Source organism: Streptomyces sp. NBC_00094, from assembly GCF_026343125.1.
In the GTDB taxonomy this organism is placed as follows: Bacteria; Actinomycetota; Actinomycetes; order Streptomycetales; family Streptomycetaceae; genus Streptomyces.
The window spans coordinates 1,376,024-1,389,600 of record NZ_JAPEMB010000001.1 but is presented as its reverse complement, the minus strand read 5'-3'; the positions used below and the strand labels follow the sequence as shown (position 1 = coordinate 1,389,600).

11 protein-coding genes are annotated in these 13,577 nt (G+C 70.8%); 10 read left to right on the top strand and 1 reads right to left on the bottom strand.

The features are described 5' to 3' along the window. The first annotated feature begins 2 nt into the window (after positions 1-2). The 4 genes from hisS to rpsD all read left to right on the top strand — a co-directional run bounded on the left by hisS (position 3) and on the right by rpsD (position 4,448). A complete protein-coding gene (hisS, locus tag OG580_RS05850; RefSeq protein WP_267042569.1) occupies positions 3-1,265 on the top strand; it encodes a histidine--tRNA ligase in 1,263 nt (420 codons plus the stop codon). Between the two features lie 168 nt (positions 1,266-1,433). Beyond that, positions 1,434-2,060 carry a vitamin K epoxide reductase family protein gene (locus tag OG580_RS05845; protein WP_267042568.1) on the top strand — a complete coding sequence of 209 codons (627 nt, stop codon included), beginning with the start codon at positions 1,434-1,436 and terminating at the stop codon, positions 2,058-2,060. Between the two features lie 42 nt (positions 2,061-2,102). Further along, positions 2,103-3,452, top strand: coding sequence for a replication-associated recombination protein A (locus OG580_RS05840; protein WP_267047908.1), 1,350 nt, complete (start codon positions 2,103-2,105; stop codon positions 3,450-3,452). A 381-nt stretch (positions 3,453-3,833) separates the two neighbouring features. Further along, positions 3,834-4,448, top strand: a complete 615-nt coding sequence (rpsD, locus tag OG580_RS05835) for a 30S ribosomal protein S4 (RefSeq protein WP_024758279.1) — start codon at positions 3,834-3,836, stop codon at positions 4,446-4,448. A gap of 49 nt (positions 4,449-4,497) precedes the next feature. On the opposite strand, the gene OG580_RS05830 is transcribed toward rpsD, so the two are convergent. After that, positions 4,498-6,666 (bottom strand): AAA family ATPase, encoded by a 2,169-nt coding sequence (locus tag OG580_RS05830; RefSeq protein WP_267042567.1) that lies wholly within the window; start codon positions 6,664-6,666, stop codon positions 4,498-4,500. 157 nt (positions 6,667-6,823) lie between these two features. Here OG580_RS05830 and OG580_RS05825 point away from each other — a divergent pair, with 157 nt between their 5' ends. The 6 genes from OG580_RS05825 to OG580_RS05800 all read left to right on the top strand — a co-directional run bounded on the left by OG580_RS05825 (position 6,824) and on the right by OG580_RS05800 (position 13,478). After that, the gene (locus OG580_RS05825) at positions 6,824-7,261 is read left to right on the top strand and encodes a DUF948 domain-containing protein (protein ID WP_267042566.1); all 438 of its coding nucleotides are present in this window, start codon (positions 6,824-6,826) and stop codon (positions 7,259-7,261) included. Between the two features lie 5 nt (positions 7,262-7,266). Beyond that, positions 7,267-7,623 carry a hypothetical protein gene (locus OG580_RS05820; protein ID WP_267042565.1) on the top strand — a complete coding sequence of 119 codons (357 nt, stop codon included), beginning with the start codon at positions 7,267-7,269 and terminating at the stop codon, positions 7,621-7,623. Next, complete coding sequence (gene alaS, locus OG580_RS05815) at positions 7,623-10,292, top strand: alanine--tRNA ligase (protein ID WP_267042564.1); 2,670 nt, start codon at positions 7,623-7,625, stop codon at positions 10,290-10,292. The genes OG580_RS05820 and alaS overlap by 1 nt, the downstream gene beginning before the upstream one ends. A gap of 2 nt (positions 10,293-10,294) precedes the next feature. Beyond that, positions 10,295-10,759: a Holliday junction resolvase RuvX gene (gene ruvX / locus OG580_RS05810; RefSeq protein ID WP_267047907.1), complete on the top strand. Its 465-nt coding sequence runs from the start codon at positions 10,295-10,297 to the stop codon at positions 10,757-10,759. Positions 10,760-10,860: 101 nt separating this feature from the next. Further along, positions 10,861-12,654, top strand: coding sequence for an endolytic transglycosylase MltG (gene mltG / locus OG580_RS05805; RefSeq protein ID WP_267042563.1), 1,794 nt, complete (start codon positions 10,861-10,863; stop codon positions 12,652-12,654). Further along, the gene (locus OG580_RS05800) at positions 12,651-13,478 is read left to right on the top strand and encodes a shikimate dehydrogenase (RefSeq protein WP_267042562.1); all 828 of its coding nucleotides are present in this window, start codon (positions 12,651-12,653) and stop codon (positions 13,476-13,478) included. Before mltG ends, OG580_RS05800 begins: the two co-directional genes overlap by 4 nt. Positions 13,479-13,577: the final 99 nt, after the last annotated feature.

The following is a 13,577-nucleotide window of genomic DNA, read 5'->3' as shown; positions in this document are numbered from 1 at the left end:
ACGTGAGCACCTTCAAGGCCCCCAAGGGCACGTACGACCTCCTGCCGCCCCGCTCCGCGACCTTCCTCGCGGTGCGCGAGGCGATCTCCACGCCGCTGCGCAACTCCGGCTACGGCTACGTCGAGACCCCCGGCTTCGAGGACGTGAAGCTGTTCTCCCGCGGTGTCGGCGAGTCCACCGACATCGTGTCCAAGGAGATGTACACCCTCACGACCAAGGGCGGCGACGAGCTGGCGCTGCGGCCGGAGGGCACCGCGTCCGTCCTGCGCGCGGCGCTCCAGGGCAACCTGCACAAGCTCGGCAACCTGCCGGTCAAGCTCTGGTACTCCGGTTCGTACTACCGCTACGAGCGGGCCCAGGCGGGCCGCTACCGCCACTTCTCGCAGGTGGGCGCCGAGGCGATCGGCGCCGAGGACCCGGCGCTCGACGCCGAGCTCATCATCCTCGCCGACCAGGCGTACCGCTCGCTCGGCCTGCGGAACTTCCGCATCCTGCTGAACTCGCTCGGCGACAAGGAGTGCCGCCCCGTCTACCGCGAGGCGCTCCAGACCTTCCTGCGCGGCCTCGACCTCGACGAGGAGACCCTGCGCCGCGCGGAGATCAACCCGCTGCGCGTCCTCGACGACAAGCGCGAGTCCGTGCAGAAGCAGCTGGTCGGCGCGCCGCTGCTGCGCGACTACCTGTGCGACGCGTGCAAGGCGTACCACGAGGAGGTGCGCGAGCTGATCGGCGCGGCCGGTGTGGTCTTCGAGGACGACGCCAAGCTGGTGCGCGGCCTCGACTACTACACCCGCACGACCTTCGAGTTCGTCCACGACGGTCTCGGCTCGCAGTCGGCGGTCGGCGGCGGTGGCCGCTACGACGGCCTCTCCGAGATGATCGGCGGCCCCGCACTGCCGTCCGTGGGCTGGGCGCTCGGCGTCGACCGCACGGTCCTCGCCCTGGAGGCGGAGGGCGTCACGCTCGACATCCCCGCCGCCACCAGCGTCTTCGCGGTGGCCCTCGGCGACGAGGCGCGCCGCGTCCTCTTCGGCAAGGTCACCGAGCTGCGCAGGGAGGGCATCGCCGCGGACTTCTCCTTCGGAGGCAAGGGCCTCAAGGGCGCGATGAAGGACGCCAACCGCTCGGGTGCCCGTCTCGCCGTCGTCGCCGGTGAGCGTGACCTCGCCGAGGGCGTCGTCCAGCTCAAGGACATGGAGTCCGGCGAGCAGCAGTCCGTCGCCGTGGACGCTCTGCTGGACGCCGTGCGCGCCAAGCTGGCCTGACGGACCGTACGCACGGAGGGGCCCGGACCGCGTCGAGCGGTCCGGGCCCCTCCGCGTGTGTCCGACGGCCGGGTCCCCTTGTCCTTATGTCCACCGAACGGTGGACATGGGGCCCGGTGCGGCAGAATGACCGTGCCCACAAGGCCCGCGAGCGAGGGAACAGGTGACATGGCGAAGGCAGCGGTGGACGAGGTCGCGTCCGACCGGGACGGCGGCGGCACGATCGGGGCGGGCCGGGCCTTCTCGTGGCTCCTCGTGATCACCGGAGCGGCCGGACTGCTCGCCTCCTGGGTCATCACGATCGACAAGATCAAGCTCCTGGAGGACCCGAACTTCACGCCGGGCTGCAGCCTCAACCCGATCGTCTCCTGCGGCAACATCATGAAGAGCGAGCAGGCGTCGGTCTTCGGCTTCCCCAACCCGATGCTCGGGCTCGTCACGTACGCCATGGTGATCGCGATCGGCGTGGGCCTGCTCGCGGGCGCCCGCTACCGCCGCTGGTACTGGCTCGGCCTCAACGCCGGCACGCTGTTCGGCGTCGGCTTCTGCACCTGGCTCATGTACCAGTCGCTGTACGAGATCAACTCGCTCTGCCTGTGGTGCTGCCTTGCCTGGGTCGCGACCATCGTCATGTTCTGGTACGTCACCTCGCACAACGTCCGGCGCGGTGTCATCCCCGCCCCCGGCGGCCTCAGGACCTTCTTCGACGAGTTCACCTGGCTCCTGCCCGTCCTGCACATCGGGATCATCGGGATGCTGATCCTGACCCGCTGGTGGGACTTCTGGACCAGCTGACGGTGGCAGCGCTGTCAGCGGCGTGACCTAGGCTTCATGACTGTGGAGCCCGACCTCTTTACCGCAGCCGCCGAAGACCGCCAGGAGAAGGACCCGTCCAGCAGCCCGCTGGCCGTCCGGATGCGCCCCCGCACCCTCGACGAGGTGGTGGGCCAGCAGCACCTGCTCAAGCCCGGCTCACCGCTGCGCCGGCTCGTGGACGGCGACGGAGGCCCGGCCGGCGCCTCCTCGGTGATCCTCTGGGGCCCGCCCGGAATCGGGAAGACGACCCTCGCGTACGTCGTCTCGAAGGCGACCGACAAGCGGTTCGTGGAGCTCTCCGCGATCACCGCGGGCGTCAAGGAGGTCCGGGCCGTCATCGACGGCGCCCGGCGCGCGGTCGGCGGCTACGGCAAGGAGACGGTCCTCTTCCTCGACGAGATCCACCGCTTCTCCAAGGCCCAGCAGGACTCGCTCCTGCCCGCCGTGGAGAACCGCTGGGTGACGCTGATCGCCGCCACCACGGAGAATCCCTACTTCTCGGTGATCTCCCCGCTCCTCTCCCGCTCGCTGCTCCTCACCCTGGAGCCGCTCACCGACGACGACCTGCGCGGCCTCCTCGCCCGCGCGCTCACGGACGAGCGGGGGCTCGGCGGCGCCGTGACCCTGCCGGAGGACGCCGAGGCCCACCTCCTCCGGGTCGCCGGCGGCGATGCCCGGCGCGCCCTGACCGCCCTGGAGGCGGCGGCCGGCGCCGCCCTCGCCAAGCGCGAGCCGGGGATCACGCTCCAGACGGTCGAGGAGACCGTCGACCGCGCGGCCGTGAAGTACGACAAGGACGGCGACCAGCACTACGACGTGGCCAGCGCGCTCATCAAGTCGATCCGCGGCTCGGACGTGGACGCCGCCCTGCACTATCTGGCCCGGATGATCGAGGCGGGGGAGGACCCGCGCTTCATCGCCCGACGCCTGATGATCTCCGCGAGCGAGGACATCGGCCTCGCCGATCCGAACGCACTGCCGATCGCCGTCGCCGCCGCGCAGGCCGTCGCCATGATCGGATTCCCGGAGGCAGCGCTCACCCTGAGCCACGCCACCATCGCCCTGGCCCTGGCCCCGAAGTCGAACACGGCGACGACCGCGATCGGCGCCGCCCTGGCGGATGTGCGCAACGGCCTCGCGGGTTCGGTCCCGCCGCATCTGCGCGACGGCCACTACAAGGGCGCGGCCAAGCTGGGCCACGCCCAGGGGTACGTGTACCCACACGACGTGCCGGGCGGGATCGCGGCCCAGCAGTACGCCCCGGACGCGATCCACGGCCGCCGGTACTACGAGCCCACCCGGTACGGCGCGGAGGCCCGCTACGCGGACGTGGTGGAGCGGGTCAGAACGCGGCTGAGGGGCGACGAGTAGCGGAGTCCCCGGCCGCCCGCCGCCGAGTCCGCCGGCCCCTGTGCGAGGGCGCCCCGCGGACCCGGTACACTGGTGCGGATTGCTGCGTCCCGTGACCGACTCCGGTCGGCGCCACCAGAACGGGACAGTCAGCCGGAGACCCTGCCCTCGGGCGGGGTTTCCAGGAGCGTCGCGCACCTTCGAAGGTGTCGCGTGCCACCCATCACCACCCGGATCCCGGGAACGGCGGTGGGTCGTTCGCGTGCTGCACGTATGTGCCCAGACCTGGGAGCGGCTGCCCAACAGGTCCGTCTCGTACGGACCCGGCGGGTTTCCCGGCTGCGGATGCGACCTCCCCTAACCCTGGTGAAGCCGTTTCGTACACAGTAGAGAGGTTGGTTCATGCCGAACCAGTCCCGTCCCAAGGTCAAGAAGTCGCGTGCCCTCGGCATCGCGCTGACCCCGAAGGCTGTCAAGTACTTCGAGGCCCGCCCCTACCCGCCGGGCGAGCACGGCCGTGGCCGCAAGCAGAACTCGGACTACAAGGTCCGTCTGCTCGAGAAGCAGCGTCTGCGCGCCCAGTACGACATCAGCGAGCGCCAGATGGCGCGCGCCTACGACCGCGCCAAGAAGGCCGAAGGCAAGACGGGCGAGGCGCTGGTCGTCGAGCTCGAGCGTCGCCTCGACGCCCTGGTCCTGCGTTCGGGCATCGCCCGCACCATCTACCAGGCCCGCCAGATGGTCGTCCACGGCCACATCCAGGTCAACGGTGGCAAGGTCGACAAGCCGTCGTTCCGTGTCCGTCCCGACGACGTCGTGATGGTCCGCGAGCGCAGCCGCACCAAGCCGCTGTTCGAGGTCGCCCGTGAGGGTGGCTTCGCCGCCGACGGTGAGACCCCGCGCTACCTGCAGGTCAACCTGAAGGCCCTGGCCTTCCGCCTCGACCGCGACCCGAACCGCAAGGAAATCCCGGTCATCTGCGACGAGCAGCTGGTCGTCGAGTACTACGCCCGCTGATCCGGGCCCCCGGCGACAGCCGGGGGACGTAGTACCACCCCCGCGGTGTTCAGCCCGCCGCTTCCCCACCCTTTCCGGTGGGGGAGCCGGCGGGCTTCCGCGTTCCCGGGACCGCCGCCGAACGGGCCGTACGGAAGGGCCGAGGGGCCGCGTGGGCCACGGCCCCCGCCGGGCCGCCGTCGGCCGGAACCAGACGGCGCGCGAGCACGCGCTCCACCATCGCGTCCAAGGACAGGCCGCGCCCCGCGCGGAACGCCGCCGCGTACGACTCCGCACCCAGCGCCTCACCCGCCAGCTGCTCGCACAGCGTCCTCGGCCCGTTGAACGAACCCGAGCCGAAGAGCCGGATGCCCACCGTGTCCCACACCGGCACCGTCGCGCCCTGGAGCACCGCCGCCTCCGCCGGATCGCCCTCGCTCATCGTCACCAGCGCGAGCAACTCGATCGCGAGGACGAGCCCGACCAGGTCACGGAAGGTGTGGTTGATCGTGACGCACTCCGCGAGCAGCTTCCGCGCCTCCCCGTACGCGCCCCTGGTCCACGCCGAGAACGCCAGCACGTAGAGCGCGTACGCCCGGGTCCAGCGCTCGCCGCGCTCCTCGCAGACCTCGCGCACCTCACGGCAGATCGCGACCGCGCCCTCCAGATCGCCGCCGAAGGCCCGCGCCATCGCCAGCTCGACCTGCCCCATCAGCACGTTGCTGTTGAGCTCGCCGAGCTCCCGGTACGCATCCAGGGCCCGCCCGATCAGCTCCTCCGCCCGCGGCATGTCGTCCGAGAGCAGCGCGAGGCAGCCCATCCGATGCGTCGCGTACGCCTCCGCCAGCGCGTTCCGCGACGCCCGGGCCCGCTCCCCGCACTCGTGGAGCGCCGCCACCGCCGCCGTACCGTCGCCCTGCAGGATCGACACGTAGCCGAGCACCCACAGCGCCTTCAGCCGGGCCTCCTCGTGCCCGGACTCCAGCGCGACCGCCCGCTCCAGCCAGTGCCGGCCCTCCGACAGCCGCCCGCAGCCCACCCAGGCGAACCAGAGCGTGCCCGCCAGGTGCTGGGCGAGGTGCGCGTCCTCCGGGAGTTCCAGGCACAGGTCGAGCGCCGCCCGAAGATTCGGCAGCGCCGCGTCAGTCCTGGCCGCCACCTCCGCCTGGCGCGGGCTGAACCACTCCAGCTCGCACCAGGTCGCGAGCCCCATGTACCAGTCGCGGTGACGCCTGCGCAGCCGCTCCGTGTCGCCGAGCGCGGCCAGCCACTCCGCCCCGTACGCGGCGACCGTGTCCAGGATCCGGTAGCCGGGACCGGCGGGAGTGTCCTCCCGCGCCACCAGCGACTGCGCGAGCAGGTCCCCGAGCAGATCCAGGATCCGGTCCGACGGCAGCTCGGGGCCGCCGCACACGTACTCCACCGCCTCCAGGTCGAAGGGCCCGGCGAAGACCGAGAGCCGCGCCCACAGCAGGCGCTCCTCCGGCGTGCACAGCTCGTGGCTCCAGCCGATCGCCGTGCGCAGGGTCTGATGGCGGGGGAGCGCTCCGCGCGCGCCGAGCGTGAGGAGCCGGAAGCGGTCGTCGAGACGGCACAGCATCTGCTCGACGGAGAGGAGCGGCAGCCGCCCGGCCGCCAGTTCGAGGGCGAGCGGAATGCCGTCGAGCCGACGGCAGAGCTCGCGTACGGAGTCGTGTGCGTGGACGACCGGCGCGCCCGCCTCCGCCGCCCGCTCGGCGAGCAGCGTCACCGCGTCCTCCTCGGCCATCGGCGCCAGCGTGAACACGGCCTCGCCCGCCACCCGCAGCGGGCGCCGGCCGACCGCGAGCACGGTCAGCCCGGGGGCGTGCGCGAGGAGCTCCCGTACCAGCGGCGCGCAGCTCTCCACCAGGTGCTCGAACCCGTCGAGCACCAGCAGGAGCCGCCGCTCGGCGAGGTGCTCGAGCAGCACCTCACGCGGGGCCCTCAGCGTGTGGTCGGTCAGCCCGAGCGCCTCGACCAGGGCGTGTTCCACCAGGTCGGGGTCGCGCAGCGGCGCGAGCTCGGCGAGCCGCACGTCGTCGCCGTAGCGTTTCTGCGCCTCCGCGGCCGCCCGCAGCGCGAGCCTCGTCTTGCCGACCCCACCCACCCCGACGACCGTGACGAGGCGTGACTCCCCCAGGAGTCGTGCCAGTTCGGCCTGCTCGGCGGCCCGTCCGACGAACCGGTTCAGCTCGGCCGGGAGATTGCTCCGTCGCATGGGACACGGAGCGTACTCACCCGCGCGCGCTCCGTACAATCGACTTCCGTAACTCCCTTCCCACGGGCGGTAATGCGGTACGGCAGGACAGCCCGGGCGCGATAGGGTCGGGGGACTACTTTTGGCAAGGCCCAACGACAGCAGAGAGCGGTGCAGAGTGACCGGTGGAGAGGTTGCCGGGATCCTGGTGGCCGTCTTCTGGGCGATCCTGGTCTCCTTCCTCGCCGTGGTGCTGGTGAGGCTGGCCCAGACGCTCAGGGCGACCACCAAGCTGGTGGCGGACGTGACCGAACAGGCCGTCCCCCTCCTCGCCGACGCCTCCGCGACCGTGCGCTCCGCGCAGACCCAGCTCGACCGGGTCGACGCCATCGCCTCGGACGTCCAGGAGGTCACCTCCAACGCGTCCGCGCTCTCCTCCACCGTCGCCTCCACCTTCGGCGGCCCGCTCGTCAAGGTGGCCGCGTTCGGCTACGGCGTGCGGAAGGCGCTCGGCCGGAGCCGGGACGGTGAGGACGTGCCGCGGGCCACCGCGCGCCGTACTGTGATCGTCGGCCGTACGGTGCCGTCCGCTCGGCGCCGGAAGCAGAAGGGCTGACCGCCATGTTCCGCCGCACGTTCTGGTTCACGGCCGGCGCAGCCGCCGGCGTGTGGGCCACCGCCAAGGTCAACCGGAAGCTGAAACAGCTGACCCCCGAGAGCCTCGCCGCGCAGGCGGCGAACAAGGCCGTCGAGACGGGGCACCGGCTCAAGGACTTCGCCCTCGACGTGAGGGCGGGCATGGTCCAGCGGGAGGTCGAACTGGGCGAGGCACTCGGCCTGGACGCCGCGCCGGCCGACGACGACCGGGACCGCGAGCTTCCGTCGCCGCGCCGCAGGGCCGCGCTCGATCCCACCAAGCGCCCGCACACCACGTATTCAATCCCCACGATCTCGTACAACCGGAATGAGGACCACTGATGGAGTCGGCTGAAATCCGCCGCCGCTGGCTGAGCTTCTTCGAGGAGCGCGGGCACACCGTCGTCCCTTCGGCGTCGCTCATCGCGGACGACCCGACTCTGCTGCTCGTCCCCGCCGGCATGGTGCCCTTCAAGCCCTACTTCCTGGGTGAGGTCAAGCCGCCCTTCACGCGCGCCTCCAGCGTGCAGAAGTGCGTGCGGACGCCCGACATCGAGGAAGTCGGCAAGACCACCCGCCACGGCACGTTCTTCCAGATGTGCGGCAACTTCTCCTTCGGCGACTACTTCAAGGAAGGCGCCATCAAGCTCGCCTGGGAGCTGCTGACCTCCTCGGTGGAGCACGGCGGCTACGGGCTTGAGCCGGAGAAGCTCTGGATCACCGTCTACCAGGAGGACGACGAGGCCGAGCAGATCTGGCGCGACGTCGTCGGCGTCCCCGCCGAGCGCATCCAGCGCCTCGGCAAGAAGGACAACTACTGGTCGATGGGCGTCCCCGGTCCCTGTGGCCCGTGCTCCGAGATCAACTACGACCGCGGCCCCGAGTTCGGCGTCGAGGGCGGCCCGGCCGTCAACGACGAGCGGTACGTGGAGATCTGGAACCTGGTCTTCATGCAGTACGAGCGCGGTGAGGGCTCCGGCAAGGACGACTTCCCGATCCTCGGCGAGCTGCCGTCGAAGAACATCGACACGGGCCTCGGCCTGGAGCGCCTGGCGATGATCCTCCAGGGCGTCCAGAACATGTACGAGACGGACACCCTCCAGGTCGTCATCGACAAGGCCACCGAGCTCACCGGCGTCGCCTACGGCAAGGCCCACGAGAGCGACGTCTCGCTCCGCGTGGTCGCCGACCACATGCGCACGTCCGTGATGCTCATCGGCGACGGCGTCACCCCCGGCAACGAGGGCCGCGGCTACGTGCTGCGCCGCATCATGCGCCGCGCCGTCCGCAACATGCGCCTGCTCGGCGCCACCGACCCGGTCGTCCAGGAGCTCGTGGACACCGTGATCGACACGATGGGCGAGCAGTACCCGGAGCTGGTCACCGACCGCAAGCGCATCGAGACGGTCGCCCTCGCCGAAGAGGCCGCCTTCCTGAAGGCCCTCAAGGGCGGCACCAACATCCTCGACACCGCCGTCACCGAGACCAAGGCCGCCGGCGGCACGATCCTCTCCGGCGACAAGGCGTTCCTGCTCCACGACACCTGGGGCTTCCCGATCGACCTCACCCTGGAGATGGCCTCCGAGCAGGGCCTCTCCGTGGACGAGGACGGCTTCCGCCGCCTGATGAAGGAGCAGCGGGAGCGCGCCAAGGCGGACGCCAAGGCCAAGAAGACCGGTCACGCCGACATGACCGCGTACCGGGAGATCGCCGACGGCAACGGCGCCACCCAGTTCACCGGCTACACCAACACCGAGGGCGAGACCACGGTCGTGGGTCTCCTCGTCAACGGTGTCTCCTCGCCGGCGGCCTCCGAGGGCGACGACGTCGAGGTCGTCCTCGACCGCACCCCGTTCTACGCCGAGGGCGGCGGTCAGATCGCCGACCAGGGCCGTATCAAGCTGCACAGCGGCGCCGTGATCGAGATCCGTGACGTCCAGCAGCCGGTCCCGGGCGTCTCCGTGCACAAGGGCACCGTCCAGGTCGGCGAGGTGACCGTCGGCTCCACCGCCTACGCCACCATCGACGTCCGGCGCCGGACGGCCATCGCCCGCGCCCACTCGGCCACCCACCTCACCCACCAGGCGCTGCGCGACGCCCTCGGCCCGACGGCCGCCCAGGCCGGTTCCGAGAACCAGCCCGGCCGTTTCCGCTTCGACTTCGGTTCGCCGAACGCCGTCCCCGGCACGGTCCTCGTCGATGTCGAGCAGAAGATCAACGAGATCCTCTCGCGCGAGCTGGAGGTCCACGCCGAGGTCATGGCGATCGACGAGGCCAAGCGCCAGGGCGCCATCGCCGAGTTCGGCGAGAAGTACGGCGAGCAGGTCCGCGTCGTCACCATCGGCGACTTCTCCAAGGAGCTGTGCGGCGGTACGCACGTCCGCAACACCTCACAGCTGGGTCTGGTGAAGCTGCTCGGCGAGTCGTCCATCGGCTCCGGCGTGCGCCGCATCGAGGCCCTCGTCGGCGTCGACGCGTACAACTTCCTCGCCAAGGAGCACACGGTCGTCGCCCAGCTCCAGGAGCTCGTCAAGGGCCGCCCCGAGGAGCTGCCGGAGAAGATCTCCGCCATGCTCGGCAAGCTGAAGGACGCCGAGAAGGAGATCGAGAAGTTCCGCGCGGAGAAGGTCCTCCAGGCCGCCGCCGGTCTCGTCGACTCCGCCCAGGACGTCCGTGGCGTCGCCCTGGTGACCGGTCAGGTCCCGGACGGCACCACCGCGGACGACCTGCGCAAGCTGGTCCTGGACGTCCGTGGCCGCATCTCCGGCGGCCGTCCGGCCGTCGTGGCCCTGTTCACCACGGCCAACGGCAAGCCGCTCACGGTCATCGCCACCAACGAGGCCGCCCGCGAGCGTGGCCTCAAGGCCGGCGAGCTGGTCCGCACCGCCGCCAAGACCCTCGGTGGCGGAGGCGGCGGCAAGCCGGACGTCGCCCAGGGCGGCGGCACGAACCCGCAGGCCGTCGGCGACGCCATCGCCGCCGTCGAGCGCCTCGTGACGGAGACGGCGTGACGATGCGTCGCGGCCGCCGTATCGCGGTCGACGTCGGGGACGCCCGGATCGGGGTCGCCTCCTGCGACCCCGACGGGGTCCTCGCCACGCCGGTGGAGACCGTGCCGGGACGCGACGTCCCGGCCGCCCACCGGCGGCTCCGCCAGATCGTCGAGGAGTACGAGCCCATCGAGGTCATCGTGGGCCTGCCCCGCTCGCTCAGCGGGCGGGAAGGCCCGGCCGCGACCAAGGTCCGTGCCTTCGCCCGCGAGATGGCCAAGGGCATCGCCCCGGTGCCGGTCCGGCTCGTGGACGAACGGATGACGACGGTCACCGCGACGCAGGGGCTGCGGGCCTCCGGCGTGAAGGCGAAGAAGGGGCGGTCCGTCATCGACCAGGCCGCCGCTGTGATCATCCTGCAGAACGCTCTTGAGTCCGAACGGGTATCAGGTAATCCGCCCGGCGAGGGCGTCGAAGTGGTCATCTGATCGCGATACGGTAACGTTCCGCGCGATGCGGCGGTGTTCGAACAGCTGCCGCACTACGTAGAGGCGGATCGTCCGGAAGCCTCGCGGCTGTTTGGGGATCGATGACTGAGTATGGCCGGAGCCCCGGCTCCGAACCGTGGCACCCCACGGACCCGTTGTTCGGGGACCAGGGGTGGGAAGGTCAGCAGCAGTACCAGCACCCGCAGCAGGCGAGCCCGTACGGTCAGGGCGGCGGTCAGGGGTACGAGGGCGACCCGTACCAGCAGCAACAGCATCAGCAGCAGCAGTACCAGCAGCCGCAGCAGCCTCAGGGCTATGTGGATCCGCAGTACCAGCAGCCGATGCATCAGCAGCACTACCCGCAGCAGGAGCAGCAGCAGTACCAGCAGCAGGAGCATCAGCACCTGCATCAGTACCAGGATCAGCAGCAGTACGGGACGGGGTACCCGGGCGGTTACGACACGCCCGGGCACCTCGGACAGCAGTACGACAGCACCTGGGAGACCGGCCAGGCGGCGATGCCGTACGGCGCGCCCCCGGCCGATCCGTACGGCGGTCAGAACCCGGACCTCTACGGCACCCCCGAGGCGTACCCCCCGCCCCAGCCTCCCGGCCGTCGGCGGAACCCGCCGGAGCCGGTGATCGACTGGGCGCCGGAGGAGGAGGCGCGTCCGGAGCCGGAGGAGGAGCAGCACCCCTTCTTCACCGGTGAGGACGACCCCGAGGACGAGTACGACGAGGAGCCGGCGCGCGGCCGCGGTTCCCGCGGTGGCGATCGCGAACGCCGGAGCAAGGCGAAGAAACGCAAGGGCAAGAACGGCGTGGCCTGCCTGGTCGTCGCGCTCGTCCTGGTCGGCGGCGTCGGCGGCATCGGCTACTTCGGCTACCAGTTCTGGCAGGGCGAGTTCGGCGCGGCACCCGACTACGTGGGTGGCGGCAGCGGTGACGTCCAGATCGAGATCCCGAAGTCCGCGGGCGGCTACGAGATCGGCAACATCCTCAAGAAGGCCGGCGTCGTCAAGAGCGTCGACGCCTTCGTCTCCGCGCAGCAGCGGAACCCCAAGGGTCTCTCCATCCAGGCCGGCGTCTACACGCTGAAGAAGGAGATGTCGGCCGAGAGCGCGGTCGCCCTCATGCTCAACCCGGCGAGCCAGGCCAACTTCGTCATCCCCGAGGGCAAGCGCAACACCTGGGTGTACAACGAGCTCGACAAGCGCCTCGACCTCAAGGAAGGCACGACCAAGGGCATCGCCCGCGCGAAGGCGGACTCCCTCGGCCTGCCCGACTGGGCCAAGAACCACAAGGACGTCAAGGACCCCCTGGAGGGCTTCCTCTTCCCGGCCAGCTACCCGGTCTCCAAGACGGCGAAACCCGAGGAAGTCCTGCGCAAGATGGTGTCCCGCGCGAACGCGGAGTACACCAAGCTCGACCTGGACGCGAAGGCGAAGGAGCACGGCCTGGAAGGGCCCTGGGAGCTGCTCACCGTCGCGAGCCTCGTGCAGGTCGAAGGCAAGTACAAGCACGACTTCGACAAGGTCGCGCGGGTCGTCTACAACCGGCTCAAGCCGAACAACGTGGAGACCGTGGGCCGTCTGGAGTTCGACTCGACCGTGAACTACTTCAGGGGCACGAGCACCCTGGACGTCGGCACGGTCGAGGAGATGCGCAAGATCAAGGACCCGTACAACACGTACGCGTACGACGTGAAGGGCCTCATTCCCGGCCCCATCAGCAACCCCGGCATCGAGGCGCTGAACTCGGCGATGAGCCCGGCCGACGGTCCGTGGTACTACTTCGTGTCGATCAACGAGAACAAGACCGTCTTCTCCGTGACCCTCAAGGAACACAACCAGAACGTCGCGGAGTACGAGAAGGAACGGGAACAGGGTCAGTGAGCAAGCAACACCGCGCGGCCGTCCTCGGTTCGCCGATCGCCCACTCCCTCTCCCCGGTCCTGCACCGGGCCGCGTACGCGGAGCTGGGTCTCGACGACTGGTCCTACGACCGCTTCGAGGTCGACGAGGCCGGGCTGCCCGGCTTCGTCGACGGGCTGGACGGCAGCTGGGCGGGGTTCTCGCTGACCATGCCGCTCAAGCGGGCGGTCATCCCGCTGCTCGACGAGATCAGCGACACGGCCGCGGCCGTCGAGGCCGTCAACACCCTCGTCCTCCACGAGGACGGCCGCCGCGTCGGCGACAACACCGACATCCCCGGCATGATCGCCGCCCTGAGCGAGCGGGGCGTCGAGAAGGTGGAGTCCGCGGCGATCCTCGGCGCGGGCGCCACCGCCTCCTCCGCGCTGGCCGCGCTCGCCCGGATCTGCGAGGGCCCGGTCACCGCGTACGTACGGAGCGAGGCCCGCGCCGAGGAGATGCGCGGCTGGGGCGAGCGGCTCGGTGTGGACGTCCGTACCGCCGCCTGGGAGGACGCGGCCGAGGCCTTCGCCGCGCCGCTGGTCATCGCGACCACCCCCGCCGGCGCCACGAACGCCCTGGCGACCGCCGTGCCCGACACGGTGGGCACCCTCTTCGACGTGCTGTACGACCCCTGGCCGACCGCGCTCGCCGCGGCCTGGTCCGACCGCGGTGGAAAGGTGGTCGGCGGCCTCGACCTCCTCGTCCACCAGGCCGTCCTCCAGTTCGAGCAGATGACGGGTATCCGGCCCGGGCCGCTCGCGGCGATGCGGGCGGCGGGCGAACGGGCGCTGGTGACGCACTAAAGGGCCCGGAGAGCGAGACCGGCGTCCGACAGCTGGACCGGGGGACGGGTTCGGCCTTCGGACGTGGGAGGATCGGGGGCGGCGGGCCAGGGCCGCGCA